Source organism: Streptomyces sp. NPDC111656 (assembly GCF_055656965.1).
This window is the reverse complement of the sequence record NZ_JBVKCA010000012.1, coordinates 36,609-51,798: the sequence shown is the minus strand read 5'-3', so window position 1 is coordinate 51,798 and position 15,190 is coordinate 36,609. Positions and strand designations below refer to the sequence as shown.

General features: G+C 70.6%; 15 protein-coding genes. 3 read left to right on the top strand and 12 right to left on the bottom strand.

The window, feature by feature from the left end:
* Positions 1-24 precede the first annotated feature (24 nt).
* On the bottom strand, positions 25-1,575 hold the full coding sequence (locus tag ACZ7M3_RS30965; protein WP_472067395.1) for an AMP-binding protein: 1,551 nt from the start codon (positions 1,573-1,575) through the stop codon (positions 25-27).
* A 64-nt stretch (positions 1,576-1,639) separates the two neighbouring features.
* Between ACZ7M3_RS30965 and ACZ7M3_RS30960 the strand changes: the two genes are divergently transcribed.
* The 3 genes from ACZ7M3_RS30960 to ACZ7M3_RS30950 all read left to right on the top strand — a co-directional run bounded on the left by ACZ7M3_RS30960 (position 1,640) and on the right by ACZ7M3_RS30950 (position 4,194).
* Positions 1,640-2,647, top strand: coding sequence for a 2Fe-2S iron-sulfur cluster-binding protein (locus tag ACZ7M3_RS30960; RefSeq protein ID WP_472067393.1), 1,008 nt, complete (start codon positions 1,640-1,642; stop codon positions 2,645-2,647).
* Between the two features lie 109 nt (positions 2,648-2,756).
* On the top strand, positions 2,757-3,476 hold the full coding sequence (locus tag ACZ7M3_RS30955) for an enoyl-CoA hydratase/isomerase family protein (protein ID WP_472067391.1): 720 nt from the start codon (positions 2,757-2,759) through the stop codon (positions 3,474-3,476).
* Entirely contained in the window at positions 3,466-4,194 is a 729-nt protein-coding gene (locus ACZ7M3_RS30950) for an alpha/beta hydrolase fold domain-containing protein (RefSeq protein ID WP_472067389.1), read from the top strand. Before ACZ7M3_RS30955 ends, ACZ7M3_RS30950 begins: the two co-directional genes overlap by 11 nt.
* On the opposite strand, the gene ACZ7M3_RS30945 is transcribed toward ACZ7M3_RS30950, so the two are convergent.
* From ACZ7M3_RS30945 to ACZ7M3_RS30895, 11 genes are all read right to left on the bottom strand, one after another.
* A complete protein-coding gene (locus tag ACZ7M3_RS30945; RefSeq protein WP_472067387.1) occupies positions 4,148-4,714 on the bottom strand; it encodes a TetR/AcrR family transcriptional regulator in 567 nt (188 codons plus the stop codon). The two genes, ACZ7M3_RS30950 and ACZ7M3_RS30945, sit on opposite strands and share 47 nt — an antisense overlap.
* Positions 4,715-4,826: 112 nt before the next feature.
* On the bottom strand, positions 4,827-5,645 hold the full coding sequence (locus ACZ7M3_RS30940; RefSeq protein ID WP_472067385.1) for an NAD(P)-dependent oxidoreductase: 819 nt from the start codon (positions 5,643-5,645) through the stop codon (positions 4,827-4,829).
* Complete coding sequence (locus ACZ7M3_RS30935; RefSeq protein WP_472067383.1) at positions 5,645-6,163, bottom strand: DoxX family protein; 519 nt, start codon at positions 6,161-6,163, stop codon at positions 5,645-5,647. The genes ACZ7M3_RS30940 and ACZ7M3_RS30935 overlap by 1 nt, the downstream gene beginning before the upstream one ends.
* Positions 6,160-7,056 carry an alpha/beta fold hydrolase gene (locus tag ACZ7M3_RS30930; RefSeq protein WP_472067381.1) on the bottom strand — a complete coding sequence of 299 codons (897 nt, stop codon included), beginning with the start codon at positions 7,054-7,056 and terminating at the stop codon, positions 6,160-6,162. The genes ACZ7M3_RS30935 and ACZ7M3_RS30930 overlap by 4 nt, the downstream gene beginning before the upstream one ends.
* Positions 7,053-8,714, bottom strand: a complete 1,662-nt coding sequence (locus ACZ7M3_RS30925; RefSeq protein ID WP_472067379.1) for a thiolase C-terminal domain-containing protein — start codon at positions 8,712-8,714, stop codon at positions 7,053-7,055. Before ACZ7M3_RS30925 ends, ACZ7M3_RS30930 begins: the two co-directional genes overlap by 4 nt.
* A gap of 61 nt (positions 8,715-8,775) precedes the next feature.
* Positions 8,776-10,143, bottom strand: a complete 1,368-nt coding sequence (locus tag ACZ7M3_RS30920; protein ID WP_472067377.1) for a cytochrome P450 — start codon at positions 10,141-10,143, stop codon at positions 8,776-8,778.
* Between the two features lie 15 nt (positions 10,144-10,158).
* Positions 10,159-10,350 carry a ferredoxin gene (locus tag ACZ7M3_RS30915; RefSeq protein ID WP_054235694.1) on the bottom strand — a complete coding sequence of 64 codons (192 nt, stop codon included), beginning with the start codon at positions 10,348-10,350 and terminating at the stop codon, positions 10,159-10,161.
* A 27-nt stretch (positions 10,351-10,377) separates the two neighbouring features.
* Positions 10,378-11,736, bottom strand: a complete 1,359-nt coding sequence (locus ACZ7M3_RS30910; RefSeq protein ID WP_472067375.1) for an ABC transporter substrate-binding protein — start codon at positions 11,734-11,736, stop codon at positions 10,378-10,380.
* A gap of 37 nt (positions 11,737-11,773) precedes the next feature.
* Positions 11,774-12,976, bottom strand: a complete 1,203-nt coding sequence (locus tag ACZ7M3_RS30905) for a CaiB/BaiF CoA transferase family protein (protein ID WP_472067373.1) — start codon at positions 12,974-12,976, stop codon at positions 11,774-11,776.
* Positions 12,976-14,412 (bottom strand): aldehyde dehydrogenase family protein, encoded by a 1,437-nt coding sequence (locus tag ACZ7M3_RS30900; protein ID WP_472067371.1) that lies wholly within the window; start codon positions 14,410-14,412, stop codon positions 12,976-12,978. Before ACZ7M3_RS30900 ends, ACZ7M3_RS30905 begins: the two co-directional genes overlap by 1 nt.
* On the bottom strand, positions 14,409-15,143 hold the full coding sequence (locus ACZ7M3_RS30895; protein ID WP_388124131.1) for an SDR family oxidoreductase: 735 nt from the start codon (positions 15,141-15,143) through the stop codon (positions 14,409-14,411). Before ACZ7M3_RS30895 ends, ACZ7M3_RS30900 begins: the two co-directional genes overlap by 4 nt.
* Between the last annotated feature and the right edge of the window lie 47 nt (positions 15,144-15,190).

Here is a 15,190-nt window from a genome sequence, read left to right as displayed (position 1 = left end):
TCGCTGATTACGAGAATCCTATTCTCAACTTGCTCGTGCGGCAATGTCCCGACGGAGAACGAACTTCTGCACCTTGCCGCTCGCCGTCCGCGGGAACTCCGGCACGACATGCAGCTCCTCCGGCCACTTCTGCCGGGCCAGGCCCGCCCGTTCGAGGTGGGCGCGCATCTCGTCGATGGTGGGCGCGGGGTGACCGGGCCTCAGCCGCAGCACCGCCGCCGCGTGTTCGCCGAGGCGGGCGTCGGGGGCGGCCACCACGGCGGCCTCGGCCACGGCCGGCAGGGCGAGCAGCGCCTCCTCGACCTCCAGGGCACCGATGTTCTCGCCGCCGCGGATGATGATGTCGGCCTTGCGGTCGGTGATGGTGAGGTAGCCGTCCTCGTCGATCACCCCGATGTCACCGGTGCGGTACCAGCCCTCGCCGTCGAAGGCGCGCTCGGTCAGGGCCGGATCGGTGTACCCGAGGCACAGGTCGGGTCCGCGGCTGAGGATCTCACCATCCTGCGCCAACCGGATCTCCGTGCCGGGCAGGGCGTCGCCGTCCGTGTGGAGCCGCTTGGCCTCGGGAGCGGTGTACCGGGAGCCGGTGATGGAGGGGTGTTCCGTGCTGCCGTACGAGCGGAAGACCGTCATGCCGAGTTCCGTGAGGCGGGTGGTGACCGCGACCGGGACCGCCGCCCCGCCGAGGCCCGCGTACTTCATGGCGGCCAGGTGCCGGGGGGTGAAGTCGGGGTGGTCGAGCAGGCTCGTCATGAAGTACGCCGCCCCGCCGCCCACGGTGAGTCCGTCGCTCTCCATCAACTCCAGCACCCGCCCGGGGTCCCAGACGTCGGCGAGGTTCACCGGTGAGCCGTCGAGGACGGGGATCAGGAAGGAGTTCACCATCCCGATGAAGTGCCCGACAGGAGCCGCCGTGAGCTGGCGGCCGCGGTCGGGCGGATAGAGCCCGGCGAGCTGGCGCGTCTCGAAGCCCAGCGTCTGATGGGAGTGGACGACACCCTTGGGATCGCGGGTGGTCCCGGAGGTGAACGCGATCAACGCGGGCGCGGCCGGGTCCGTCGCGAGGACACCGGGCAGCGGCTCGTCGGCGAGCAGGTCGTCGAAGTCCCGCTCCACGACGCCGACCACGGGCACCGCGGCGCTCAGGTCCGGCTGGTGTTCCATCCGGCCGAAGCGGTCGGCCGTGACGAAGACGCGCGGCGCGACGGCGTCGAGGATGTAACCGACCTCCTTGCGCCCGTAGAAGTGGACGATGGGCACCACGACCGCCCCGAGGAAGGCCGAGGCCCAGAACACCGCGGCGGCTTCCATCCAGTTGGGCAGTTGGAAGGCGATGACGTCACCGGGGCCGACCCCCCGGGCGCGCAGCCCCGCGGCGAGCCTGCGGGCCGTCCGTTCGACGTCGGCGAAGGTCCCTTCCCAGGGCCGGACGGCCGAGTGCACGCGGAACTCGACATCGGGGGCGGCGTCGAGGCCGTACGCCAGCAGATCCCCGATCGTCTCCCGAGTCCACCAGCCCTCCGCTTCGTACCGTTCGATCAGCTCGGCGGGCATCGTTCGCATGGCGGTCCGCATGGCGAGAGCTCCCTCCTCGGCGCGAGAATTGCACTCTCGCAGAGGGAGAAGCTAAATTCCATACATGGTACGAGACCACGGCTTCCACCCGGTCCGGATCAAGCGGATCGTCCAGGAGACAGCCGACACGCGCACATACGTGCTCGACGCCCCGTTCCCCTACCGGGCCGGGCAGTTCCTGACGGTCAGGGCCTGCGGCGCCCTGCGCAGTTACTCGATGTCGAGTTCCCCGGAGACCGACGACGAGTTGATGACGACGGTGAAGCGCGTGCCGGGCGGCCTGGTGTCGAACTGGATGCACGAACACCTCGCACCCGGCGACGTCATAGAGACCACGGCACCCGCCGGGGTGTTCTGTCTCCGGGAGACCGACGAGCCCCTGGTGGCCTACAGCGGGGGCAGCGGCATCACGCCGGTCCTGTCGCTCGTCAAGACCGCGCTGGCGACGACGAACCGGCGCGTCCGCGTCCTGTCGGCCAACCGGGACGCCGACTCGATCATCTTCGGGTCGGCGCTGACCGAACTGGCCGAGCGGCACCCGGACCGGTTCGGGATCCGCCACCATCTGGACGACCAGGGGGGTTTCCTCACCGATCTCCAGGTGCGCGAGTTCGCCGGCGTCGACGTGGACGCGGACTTCTATCTCTGCGGCCCCGCGCCGTTCATGGACCTGGCGGAGCGCGCCCTGCTCGTGCACGGCATCGAGGCCGAGCAGATCTTCGCCGAGCGCTTCACCCCGGCGGCCGAGGAGCGTCCCGGCAGCCCGGGAAGCGGGAGCGCGGCCCCGGCGGAGAAGGAGGGCACGGTCAGCATCGTCCTCGCGGGCAAGCGCCGCTCGGTGCCGCGGCACTCCGGCGAGACCCTGCTGGAGAGCGCGCGCCGGGCCGGTCTCCTGCCGCCCTTCTCCTGCGAGTCGGGCAACTGCGGCACCTGCATCGCCCAGGTCACCGAGGGCGAGGCCAAGATGCGGGTCAACAACGCGCTCGACGACGACGAGGTCACCGAGGGCTGGGTGCTGACCTGTCAGGGCGAGCCGGTGACATCGGACATCACCGTCGTCTACGAGGACTGACGTGCGCCGCGCCACCAGAAGGGGGCGGCGCCGGTCTGGACCGCCACCCTTCGCAAGAATATGATATTCGCTCAGCGAGAATGTCACTCTCCCACATGGAGAAGCCTGCATGGTTGACCTTGAATTGGACCAGGGGCTCGCGGTCATCACCATCGACCGTCCGCACGCCCGCAACGCCATCGCGCCGGCCACCATGGACCAGCTGGACAAGGCCCTCGACGCGGCCGCGGACGCCCTGGCCCTGGTGGTCAGGGGCGCGGGCGACCGGGCGTTCGTCTCGGGCGGGGACCTCAAGGAACTGGCCGCGATCCGCACCGAGGACGAGGCGACGGCCATGGCCCTGCGGATGCGCGGGATCTGCGACCGGCTCGCGCACTTCCCCGGCCCGGTGATCGCCGCCCTGAACGGCCATGCCCTGGGCGGCGGCGCCGAGTTCGCCATGGCCGCCGACATCCGGGTGGCCGCGGACGACATCAGGATCGGCTTCACCCAGGTGAACCTCGCGATCATGCCCGCGTGGGGCGGCGCCGAGCGGCTCGCGGAACTGATCGGCAAGGGGCGGGCGTTGATGCTCGCCGGATCCGGAACCGTGCTCGGCGCCGAGGAGGCCCAGCGGCTCGGGGTGATCGACCGGGTGCTGCCGCGGGCCGACTTCGACCAGGGCTGGCGCGCCCTGGCCCGCTCCCTCGCCTCCGTCCCTGCGCGGGAGATCAAGCACGTCGTGAGCGGCGCCGTACCGGCGACCGAGGCGGCGCGCGCCTTCGCCCACCTGTGGGTGGCCGACGCACACTGGCAAGCAGCGGAGAAGGTGACGTCCCGTGGCAAGTGAGGTCCAGGTGGAGACGAGCCCCGTCGGTCCGGTCGTACGGCCACCCGGCGGCACCGAACTGGTCGTGCTCTATCTGCACGGCGACCGGCACCTCTCGTGCACCCCGGAGGCCGCGCTCGACCTGGCCGGCCGCCTCGCCCTGTGGACGGACGCCGCCGTGGTCTGCGCCCGCTACGGGGGCACCTTCCCGGACGCGCTGGACGACGTGCACGCCGCGTACGACTACTGCGAGTCCAGGGGACCGGTGGCGGTGGCCGGCGAGCGGCTGGGGGCCGGGCTCGCGGCCGCCCTGCTGGTGCGGCTGCGGGACCTCGGAGCCCCGCCGCCGCTGTGCGGGGTGCTCCACTCGGCGCTGCTCGACCTGACCCTGGACTCCCCGAGCCTGTTGCTCAACGCGGCGGCCGATCCGACCTTCGACGTCCCCGAACTGCGGCGCCGCTGCGCGCACTACGCCGCGGGCACCTCGCCGACCGATCCGCTGCTGAGCCCGCTGCACGCCAACCTCCACGGACTGCCCCCCGTCCAGCTGCTCGCGGCGGGCACCGATCCCCTGCTGGACGACTCCCTGGGGTTCGCCACCCGCGCGGCGCACTCCGGGGTCACGGTGGACCTGCGGATCCGGCCCGACGCGACGAGCCTGCACCCGGAGACCGTCACCGCCATGGGCGACTTCATACGGGCGTGGACCCCAGCAGCACGGACAGCACTTCCCGCATGATCTCGGGATAGTCGTCCTGTTCGCCGTCCAGCAGCCACTGCTGTTGCATGCCGTCGAGCATGGCCAGCATGGCCCGGGCCGCGGCCCGCGGGGCCAGACCACTGGGAAGACGCTCGCCGTACCGCTCGGTGAGCCGGGCCATCATCAGCGCCTGCATGGTCTCGTAGTGGTCGTGCAGGTACTGCTGCGCCGGGTCGCCTCCCGTGACGCCCTCGGCCAGCATCACGCTGTGGACCTGGGCCAGACAGGGGTGGGTGTGGTCGTAGGCGACCACTTCGGCGAACAGCCCCGGCCAGTCGTCCTTGTCGTCATGGCCCACGAGGTGCTCGCGGTTGAGGTCCTCCCTGAAGCGCAGGAGTGCCATGAAGAGCTTCTTCTTGCTCGGGAAGTAGTGCAGCACGCCCTGCCGGGTCAGTCCCGCCCGCTCGGCGACCGCGTCGATCGAGGTCCCCCGGTAGCCCCGCTCCGCGAACACCCGCAGGGCCGCCTCGAGGATCTCCTCGCGCCGGGTCTCTTTCATCCGGTACCCCTCCCGCGACGGACCGTGCCGACGTAACACTACGTTTGCCGTCGCCGTCAGGGGACCCCTCGAACACGCACCGTTCGGCGCCCGGCGCCCGTACGGCCGGGGATCAGCGCTCGTGGTCGATCAGGGCGAGGGTGGCGTCAGCCGCGTCCAGCACGATGCCCGTCGAGGCCTTGGCCTCGCCGGCCAGATCGGCCACCAGCCGGACGTCCTTGCGCAGCAGCGGTCCCGCCTGGGCCGCGATGCGGGCGAGCCTCCCGCCGGCCGCCGCGATCCGGCCCAGCGCGAAGCTCGATGCACTGCCGTGGGCCATCACCTCGGCGAGAGCGGCGGGGTCGACGTCGAACTCCCGGCCGAGGGCGAGAGTGCCCGCCGCGGTCGCGAGATTCGCCGTGAACAGCACGTTGTTGAGGAGTTTGGTGAGCTGCCCGGATCCCGACGGGCCCATGTGGACCACGGGATCGCCGTACGTCTCGAACACCTTGCGGCAGAACCGGACGGTGCCGGACTCACCCCCGACCATCACCAACAGACGGCCCTCGGCCGCCGCCGGGCCGCCGCCGCTCACCGGCGCGTCGATCAGCGTGACCCCGTGGGCGCGGGCCCGGTCGGCGAGACGGCGACAGGTGTCGGGGTGGACGGTGCTGTGCACGGCGATCACCCCTCCCTGCCGAAGCCCCGCCAGCACCCCGCGATCCCCCGCGACGACCTCCTCGACGTCCGCGTCATCGACGACACAGACGCACACGAGGTCGCTGGCAGCGGCCAGTTCGGCGGGGGACACGGCACGCTTCGCGGGCGTGTCGTCGAAGGGGGCGAGCGAGGCGGGACGGCGTGCCCACAGGGTCGTCTCGAAACCCGCGTCGACGATCCGGCGTGCCATGGGGGCGCCCTGACTGCCCAGTCCTATGAATCCGATACGCATCAACGGGCCTCCTGCTCGGCCGGCTTCGGTGCCGGGCGCCAGAACACGCCGAGCAGACCGGCCGTCGCCGCCACGGCCACCCCGAGGGCGACGCCGCCGCCGGCCCAGCCGGTCACCTCGATGTCCCCGGCGTGGTCCGCGGAGAGTCGGCCGGGTCCCAGTACCGCCAGGGCCAACGCGACCACCGCGAGGACGAGGACGTACTCGTAGCCCTCTTTGAAGACGAAGAATCCGTTGGGCCGGTGCGCGAGGACGCCCGCGACCAGCATCACCGAGATGACCGCGGCGCAGGCCAGCGGGGTGAGCAGCCCCGCGATCAGCAGGGCGCCCGCGCCGACTTCGGTGACCACGCTCATCCACGCCTGAAGCGTGCCGCTACGCAGGCCGAGGCCGGTGAACCAGCGGGCGGTGCCCTCGATCCGGCCGCCGCCCCGCCAGTGGTTGAGCCCGTGCGCGATCATCACGATCCCCAGGACCACCCGTACCAGCAGCAGCGCTGCCACGTCCGCGTCGCTCAACTCGCCCTCCCGGGCCGCTCCTGTGCCGCGCTCGCGCGAGCCAGCACACACTCCTCGACGAACGACAGGATCTTGAGGTGGTACGCCATCGCCGTCAGCCCGATGCTCAAGTTGTGGCCGCCGTCCGCCTGTTCGTCGACGACGACGCGCGGCGAGGCGGTGAACAGGGACGCGATGTCGGCCAGCGCCGCGGGCCCGGACCGCCACACCCGCTCGTGCTCGCCGAGGCTGTAGTGCACGGGGACGCGCACCTGCGGGGCGAGTTCGGGAAGGAGCAGCGGCCAACTCCTGGCCACGACCCCCTCGTAGGAGGGCGAGGGCGAGGCGAACCGGGCGCCGCCGACGACATCGTCCTCGTAGAGGTGCGAGGGATTCCACAGCAGGTCCCGGACGCTGCCGGCCGCCTGCCTCGGCCACGACTCGTTGTGCCGTACGCCCAGGATGTCCACCGCGTCGTCGTGGTGGTGGCGCCCGGTGCCGGCGATCTCCACGCCCAGCAGGTCGCTCCCCCGCTCGTCGGCCGCCATGCGCAGCGCCAGCTCGCAGCCGATCGAGTGCGCCAGCACGAAGGCGCCCGCCCCGCGCGGACGCGAGGCGAGCAGCCGGTCCACCGCCGCGTAGGCGAGATCGACCCGCCGCTCCACCGGGGCCAGCTCCCCACCGTGCGGGGCGGAGCTGCCGTACCCCGGCCGGTCGAGCGCGAGGACGGTGAACCCGAGCGCCGAACCGGTGCGCAGCAGCGACAGATGCGGCCTGCCCGGGTAGTCGAAGTACCCCGAGTGCGCCGCCCCGCCGTGCAGCGCCAGGACGACGGCCCGGGGCCGACGCGCCTCCTGCAGCAGCGCCGATACGGGGATGCCGTCGACGTCGACGGCACGGGAGACGCCGGTCATGTGTCCGCCCGCAGCAGGATGACCCCGCTCGGGGTGAGACCGCCGGTGCTCGTCACGGCGACCCGCGCACCGTCCACCTGGCGCGCTCCGGCCTCGCCGCGCACCTGGGTGACGGCCTCGTGGACGAGCCCCAGGCCGTGGGTGCGGCCGTGCGAGAGCTGGCCGCCGTGGGTGTTCAGCGGGAGAATTCCGTCCCTGGCGATGTTCTTGCCTCCGTCGAGGAAGTCCTTGGCCTCACCGATGCCGCAGAAGCCGAGCCCCTCGATCCAGGAGAGGCAGTTGAAGGTGAAGCCGTCGTAGAGCTGGGCCACGTCGACGTCCGAGGGACGCAGTGACGTGCGCGTCCACAGGTGGGCGGACTGGCCGAGCACCTGTGGTTCATGGGTGAGGGAGCTCTGGTCCCATGCGAGCCGCTCCATGATCTGGGTGCCGACGGCCTCCACCAGGACGGGCGGCCCCGCGAGGTCCCGTGCGGCGTCCACGGCCGACACGATGACGGCCACCGATCCGTCGCAGGGCACGTCGCAGTCGTACAGCCCGAAGGGGGTGGTGACCGTCCTGGCCGACAGGTAGTCGTCCATGGTCATCGGGTCGCGGTAGATCGCGGTCGGGTTGAGCGCGGCGTTCGCGCGCTGGTTGAGCGCGATCCAGCCGAGCGTCTCGCGCGAGGTGCCGTAGCGGTGGAAGTGCCGCTGGGCGTTCTGGGCCAGGGTGTGGGCCGCCGAGACCGCCCCGAAGGGCTTCTGCCAGCCCGTGACCCTGCGACCGGCTTCCTGGGTGATCCGGCCGCGTCGGATCAGCTCGCCGTAGGACGCCTCCCAGACCGTACGGAAGCACAGCACATGCCGGGCGAGTCCCCCCGCGACGGCCAGCATCGCGGCGATGAGCGAGCCGCCGGGACCGAAGGTCTCGGCGCCGCCGTTGTACCAGGTGGGCCTGATGCCGAGGGCGTCCTCCAGCGCGGTGATGCCGCCCTCGGCGAAGCCGCCGTAGGCGCCCGCGCCCGGGTAGGTGGCCAGGCCGTCGATGTCGTCGAGGGTCAGGCCGGCGTCCGCGACGGCGCGTTCGCAGGCCCGCACGGTCAGCGACAGCGGCGGGACCATCAGCCGGCGCCCGATCTCCGACATCCCGATGCCGCTGATCGCGACCTTGTCCTCGAACTTCTCGGGCGTGGCCATGGGGCGTACGTGGCGCCGCATGTGCTCGGGTTCCACCTCGTCCGAGGGCAGCGGAGCCGGGGGCCCCTGCTCGGCCGCGGGGCGGAACAGCGGCAGCCATACGTCCTCGATCTGTTCGAAGACGACCTCAAGCCGCATCCCCAGTTCGAGCTCGTCGGGGTCGCATTCGACGAGGTTGGTGGTGAGCCGGACCCTGGTGTCCTCCTCCAGGGCGACCTGCGCCACCACGTAGGGCGCGGGCATGCCGGGCGCGCTGAACCGGTGGTTGACGGTGAAGCCGATCAGTGTCGCGTACCCGGAGACGGCCCGCACCCCGGTCTCGTGCCCCCGGCAGTAGCGGCAGACGGGTTGGGGTGGATGCAGCAGGGCCGAGCAGGACTCACACTCCGTCAGGCGCAACCGGCCGTCCGCGCCGGAGGTCCAGAAGAACTCGTTCTCCTCTGTGATCACCGGCAGCGGACGTCCCGTGGGTCCGGCCACATCGTCTCCTCACCGTGCCACCGCTCGGGTGGCACACGTACTCCTGACGGGCCGTCGAAGATCAGCGGTCGATCCTCGCCTGCCCCTTGCGTACCGTGACCGGCTCGGCGAGCCGCTGTTCGTCGACGACCCTCTGGAGGGTCTCCAGGGTCTCGTCGAGCCCGGCACCGGTCCGGGGGCCCGGCGTGAAGGTCGCCGGGAGGTGCCGCATGCCCTGGATGACGCCGATGGTCTCGTAGTGCTCCGCGCCCTCGGGTTCGCAGCGGAAGTCGGGCATCCGGTCGAGGACTTGGGTGACCATCCGCTTGAACACCGTGCGTGCCACGTTGGAGCCGATGCAGCGGTGGATGCCGAGGCCGAAGCTGCTGTGCCGGTTGCCCTTGCGTTCCATGTCGATGGAGTCGGGTTCCGGGAACACCTGCGGGTCCCGGTTCGCCATCGCCCAGGACAGCCAGAGCCGTTCGCCCTCCTTGAACCGGGTGCCGGCGATCTCGCAGTCCGCGGAGAAGGTCCGTCCGTCACCGGGCGCGGGGGCGTAGAAGCGCAGGAACTCCTCGGTCGCGGAGTCCAGCAGTGCCTTGCGGTCCCGGCTGAGGCGGTCCCGTTCGGCCGGGTGCTCCGAGAGCCACTCCAGCGCGTGCGCGGTGAGCGCCGTGGTGGTGTCGAAGCCGCCTCCGATCAACAGGGCCAGCACGCCCAGGAGTTCGTCGTCGGGCGGGGACTGGCCGTTGATCTCCGCGCGGACCAGGGCGTCGACCAGGCCCGGTCGCGGGGTCTGCCGGACCTCCGCGACGGTCATGGCCAGATCCATGCCCATCGCCTTCTGCAGTTCGACGACGCGGGCCTGGTCGGGCGAGTTCGGCGGGGTGTAGACCGAGGCGTGCGCCGCCTCGTTGTAGATGGTCCACTTCTTGACCGGGATGCCCATCATGGCGAGCGTGAGCACGGCCGGTACGACGTTGGCGAGGTGGTCGACGAAGTCGATCCGCCCCGACTCGATCCTCTCGTCGATGCAGGCGCGGGCCACCTCGTCGATCAGCGGAATCCAGCGGCTGATGGCGGCGGGCGACAGATAGGGGTTGAGCGTCTGGCGGTAGTAGCGCTGTTCGGGCGGATCCATCTCCAGGAACCCGCCCCTGACGGCCTTCGCCCGGGGCGGCGGCGGGATGGTGATGCCCTGGTACCCGCGCCGCTCGCCCTTGACGTCGTGGTCGTTGGAGAGGAACTCGGCGGACCGGGCCAGCTCGAAGACCTCGCGGTTGCCACTGGCGACCCAGTGGCCGCCGTAGGTCTCCGACCAGGCGATGGGGCACTTGGACTGCAACTCCTGGGTGACCGCCTGGAATTCGTGGCGGTACTGGGGAGTGTGCCGGTCGAAGTGCACCGGTTTCCTCTTGGGGTCGTCGTTGACGGTGTCGTCCGTGGTCATCGGATTGCTCTCCCCTCAGGAGATGAAGATCGCTCGCTCGGGGCAGGACCTGACGGCCTCGACGGCCTCGTCCTGCTGGTCGTCCGAGACCTCTTCCTTGATCACCGATGAGTGACCGTCGATCTCGCTGAGCTCGAAGATGTCCGGAGCACGCATGGCGCAGAGCGTGTGACCCTGGCAGCGCTCCGGGTCTACCCGTACCTTCACGTCGCTTCCTTCCTGCCGCCGGGATGATTACTTGAGGTCGGCCAGGGACTTGCCGACATCGGCCAGGGTCAGGGGCTTGGTGTAGGTGCCCTTGAACTTGTAGGGGGTCACGTTGCAGCGATAGGCGCCGGTGTCGGGCTTGAAGTCGGCCGCCACCCAGCCCTTCGCGGTCGCCTTGACCGGGTCGAAGCACTTGGGAGGCACGGTGGGGGACGACAGGTCCATCGGGGCCTGCAGGCCACCGCCGGTCCAGGCGGTCTGCTTGAGCGCGTTGTCGTACACGCACTTGCGGGTGAGCTCGGCGCAGTCGCCGGCGGCGGTGGCGAACAGCAGCCAGCTGGAGAAGGCCTTCAGCGCCGGCAGGGTGACCTGGGCGTCGGGGGCGTACTTCTTGTAGAGGTCCTCGACCGCCTTGGTCGCCGGGTTGGAGGAGTCCTCCAGCGGGGCGAAGCCCCCGAGGTCGGCGAAGTTGGCCTGCTTCGCCAGCGCGGTACCGGCCAGCTGGATGAAGGCGGGGCCGTAGGCGTTGCTGTTGGCGTCGATCCAGTCGGGTGCGTAGCCGATGTTGGTGAGGACCTGCTCCAGCTTGGCCAGACTGGCGAAGTCACCGAGGAAGACCAGTCCCTTGACCTTCTTGTTCTTGATGGACTGGGCGTACGGCGTCCAGTCGGACACTCCCTGGGCCGGGTACAGGTCCGAGTAGGTGATCTTGCCTCCCGCCGAGATCAGCGTCTCCTTGTCCTGCGCGGTGATGGGTTTGACGACCGGGGAGTCACCGGCGATGATCCCGACGCTGCTCGCCGAGTCCGGGTAGGCCTCCTTGAGCAGCCAGGAGAAGTAGCCCCCGTAGGGTGAGTAACCGGTGGCGGCGCCCTGGACGGTCACCTGGAGGTCCGCTCCGATGGCCTGGCTGGTCTGGCCGGGGAAGTCGGGGAGCAGGCAGTTCAGCCTGTCCTTGACGCCCATGCCGTCGAGCGCGGCGCCGCCGCCGACGAGCGCGAAGTCCGAGCGACAGGCCTCGATCATCCGCTGGCGGACCTCGACGAGCTTGGAGTCGTGGGTGACGGGAACGAGTTTGCGCCCGTTGATGCCGCCCGCGTCGTTGCACCACGAGGTGAACACCTTGGCCGCGTCGACGAACTCCGGGTTCTTGGTGAAGCCGACATCGCTGAAGACACCGACGTTGATCTCGGAGTTGGTGACTCCCTGGGCGGTGGAGGCCTTGCCGGTGCCGGAGTGGCAGACGTGTCTGAGCGTGCCGAAGTCGGCCGCCGCGGCGGAGTCGGACGCGGGCGCGGAGGGCTTGTCGCCGCTCGGCGACGTGGTGGAGCGGGCGGAACACCCGGCCAGGGCCAGGACGGCCACAGCGATGAGCAAGCGTCTCATCGGTTCTCCTCGATTTCGTTCCCCGAAAAAAGGGTGGTCAGGTGACCGCGCCCGCTTCTTTCAGCGCGATGATGCGGGGCCAGTCCAGTCCCAGTTCCCTGAGGATTTCCTCGGTCTGGGCAGCGAACTCGGGCGCCGGCCCGAGTGCGGGAGCGGTGGTGTCGAACTGCACGGGGCTGGCGGCCAGATCGATCTCGCCGACCCGGAGCAGGTACTCGTTCGCCCGGATCTGCGCGTCGGCGCCCACCTGCAGGGTGTCCTGCACCGGGGCCCACGGCCCGGCAAGGGTGGCGAAGCGTTCGGTCCACTCGGCGAGGGTGCGGCCGGCCAGCACCGTCCGCAGGATCTTGACGGCCTCTTCGGTGTTCGCGGCGAGCAGCTCCGCCGTGGCGAAGCGGGGGTCGTCGGCCAGCTCCGGGTGGTCGATGTGGTGGCACACGTCGGCCCAGAACTTTCCGGGCTGGAGCATGACGAAGGCCAGATAGCGGTCGTCGGCGGTGGCGTAGATGCCGGACAGCGGGTTGATCGGCGAGCCGTGGGCACCGGGCACCGGTGCCACCCAGGACTTGTCGAGGTGCAGCGAGACCGCGGTGGCCTGGCCGTTGGCCCAGACGCCGCTGCCGAGCAGGGAGACGTCCACGACCGACGGTTCGCCGGTGCGCTCGCGCCGCAGCAGTGCCGCCGCGATGCCTCCGGCGAGATTCGTGCCGGAGATGGTGTCCCCGTAGGCGGGTGTGGGGCTGATCATGCCCTCGACGCCGGGCGGGGTGATGCTGGCGGCGGTGCCGCCCCGGGCCCAGAAGGCGGTCATGTCGTACCCGCCCTTCTCGGATTCCGGTCCGCGCGGCCCGAGCGCGCTGCCTCGGGCGTAGATGATGCGGGGGTTGACCGCGCGGATGTCGTCGACGTCGATGCCGAACCGCCGCCGGTGTCCGGGCAGGAAGCTGGTGAGGAACACGTCGGAGCGGCGGGCCAGGTCGTGGAGGAGTTCCTTGCCCTCGGGCCGGGTCATGTCGAGGCCGAGGCTGCGCTTGCCCCGGTTGGCGTGCTCGATGTTGGGGTTCGGGTCGCCCTCGACGCGCAGTGTGCCGGTCTGCCGCAGGCCGCGCTGTGGATCGCCCGTGACGGCGTGTTCGACCTTGATGACGTCCGCGCCCCAGTCGGCGAGCACGGCACCCGCCGAGGGCACGAAGCCGTACATGGCGACTTCGAGGACGCGGATGCCTTCGAGCGGACGCATTACGGGACCACCACCGCGAAGGACTTGGTCTCCAGGAACTCCTCCAGTCCGGCGACGCCGCTCTCCCGGCCGACGCCCGACTGCTTGTAGCCGCCGAAGGGGACTTCCTGGGAGAAGTAGTTGCCGCCGTTGATGCTGAAGGTGCCGGTACGGATCCGGCGCGCCACGGCAATGGCCCGTTGGGCGTCGGCGCTGTGCACCGCGCCGGACAGGCCGAAGATCGAGTCGTTGGCGATGCGTACGGCGTCGTCCTCGCCGTCGTAGGGGATGACCGCGAGCACAGGTCCGAAGACCTCGTCCTGCGCGATCTCGCTGGCCGGGTCGACGTCGGCGAGCAGGGTGGGCGTGTAGAAGAAGCCCGGGTCGACGCGCTTGCCGCCGGTGACCAGCGTGGCGCCGGCCGCGACGGCCCGCTGCACCATGCCGTCGACCTTGTCGCGCTGGCGCTCGCTGATGAGCGGCCCCATGAAGGTCTTGGGGTCGGTCGGATCGCCGTACGACACGCGTTCGAGGCCGGCCGCGACCATGGCGACGATCTCGTCGTGGTGCTCCCTCGGCACGAGCAGCCGGGAGGTGAGCGCGCAGCCCTGTCCGGAGTGGGAGCAGATGGTGAAGGCCGCGAACATGGAGGCGGCGCGGAAGTCGGCGTCGTCGAGCACGATCATGGCGGACTTGCCGCCGAGTTCCAGGAAGACCTTCTTCACGGTGGCGCTCGCGGCCTCCATGATCCGGCGGCCCGTCGCGGTGGAGCCGGTGAAGGTGATCATGTCGACGTCGGGGTGCTTGGTGAGCACCTCGCCGGCCTCGACCCCGGAGGAGACGATGACGTTGACCACGCCGGGCGGGATGTCCGTGTGCTCGGCGATCAGTTCGCCCAGGTACAGCGTGGTCAGCGGGGTGTCCGGGGCGCCCTTGAGGACGACCGTGCAGCCGGCGGCGAGGGCGGGGACCAGCTTGGCGAGCGCGAGCTGGTTCGGGTAGTTGTACGGGATGATCGCGGCGACGACCCCGGCCGCCTCCTTCTCCACCCAGCGGCGGTGGCGCTGCCCGCGGATCTCGGTCTCGCCGAGCTCCTCGGTCAGGGGGTACTTCTCCAGCAGGTCGGTGTAGTACGAGACCAGCTTGATCGGCTCGTCCAGCTGGGGGCCGTGGGTGAGCATGCGGGGCGCGCCGACCTCGGCGATCGTCAGGTCGCGCAGCTCTTCCTGATGGTCGGTCAGCGCCTGGTCCAGCTGGCGGAGGCAGCGCAGGCGCCGGGCGGTGTCGGTCGCCCAGCTCGTGGTGTCGAAGGCGCGGCGGGCGGCGGTGACGGCGGCTTCGGCGTCGGCGGCCGTGGCGTCGGGGGCCTGGTCGAGCACTTCGCCGGTCGCGGGGTTGAGCGAGGGGAAGGTCTTCTCGGTCTCGACGAGCCGGCCGTCGATGAGCAGGCGCTTCACAGCCGGACCACCTGTCCGCCGTCGACGCTGACGACCTGACCGGTCAGCCAGCGCGCCTCGTCGGACAGCAGGAACAGGACGGCGGGCGCCAGGTCTTCGGGCGTGCCCATCCGTTTGATGGCCAGGCTGTTCGTCATCTGCTCCTGGAACTCCTTGGGCACGATGCTCCGGGTGGCTTCGGTGTCCGTGGGTCCCGGCGCGATCCCGTTGACCCGGATGTTCTTGCCGCCGAGTTCGGCGGCGAGCGAGGCGGTCAGGCTGTTGATCCCTGCCTTGGCCAGTCCGTAGTAACCCCCTCCGAGCCAGGCGGCGGTGGACGACTGGTTGACGATGGCGCCGCCCTCGGGCATGTGCGGGACGACGGCGCGGGTGCAGTGCAGCGCGCCCATCAGGTTCACCTGGAGGAAGCGGTTGAGGTAGTCGAGGGGGACCGTGGTGAGGCCGTCGCGCCTCATGCTGTGGAAGATGGCGGCGTTGTTGACCAGGTAGTCGATGCGTCCGAACTCCGCCATCACGGCGGCCGCCATCGCCTCCGCCGACGCCGGGTCGGCCACGTCCACCTTGACGAACAGAGCCGCGTCGCCGATCTCCTTGGCGACCCGCTCGCCCTGTTCCTCGTTGAGTTCGGCGACCACCACGCGAGCGCCCTCGGCCGCCAGTGCCCTGGCATAGCCCTCGCCGATGCCCTGGCCCGCGCCGGTGACGATCGCAACCTTGTCCTGGAACCGCATCCTGCCTCCTTGCTCGGATGTGGTGGAAACTACATTCTCAGCCTACG

Excerpts from the sequence above, each read along its gene's own strand:
- ACZ7M3_RS30945 (WP_472067387.1), bottom strand. The coding sequence starts at position 4,714 with ATGAAAGAGACCCGGCGCGAGGAGATCCTCGAGGCGGCCCTGCGGGTG.
- ACZ7M3_RS30910 (WP_472067375.1), bottom strand. The coding sequence starts at position 11,736 with ATGAGACGCTTGCTCATCGCTGTGGCCGTCCTGGCCCTGGCCGGGTGT.
- ACZ7M3_RS30965 (WP_472067395.1), bottom strand. The coding sequence starts at position 1,575 with ATGCGGACCGCCATGCGAACGATGCCCGCCGAGCTGATCGAACGGTAC.
- ACZ7M3_RS30905 (WP_472067373.1), bottom strand. The coding sequence starts at position 12,976 with ATGCGTCCGCTCGAAGGCATCCGCGTCCTCGAAGTCGCCATGTACGGC.
- ACZ7M3_RS30955 (WP_472067391.1), top strand. The coding sequence starts at position 2,757 with ATGGTTGACCTTGAATTGGACCAGGGGCTCGCGGTCATCACCATCGAC.
- ACZ7M3_RS30940 (WP_472067385.1), bottom strand. The coding sequence starts at position 5,645 with ATGCGTATCGGATTCATAGGACTGGGCAGTCAGGGCGCCCCCATGGCA.
- ACZ7M3_RS30920 (WP_472067377.1), bottom strand. The coding sequence starts at position 10,143 with ATGACCACGGACGACACCGTCAACGACGACCCCAAGAGGAAACCGGTG.
- ACZ7M3_RS30930 (WP_472067381.1), bottom strand. The coding sequence starts at position 7,056 with ATGACCGGCGTCTCCCGTGCCGTCGACGTCGACGGCATCCCCGTATCG.
- ACZ7M3_RS30895 (WP_388124131.1), bottom strand. The coding sequence starts at position 15,143 with ATGCGGTTCCAGGACAAGGTTGCGATCGTCACCGGCGCGGGCCAGGGC.
- ACZ7M3_RS30960 (WP_472067393.1), top strand. The coding sequence starts at position 1,640 with ATGGTACGAGACCACGGCTTCCACCCGGTCCGGATCAAGCGGATCGTC.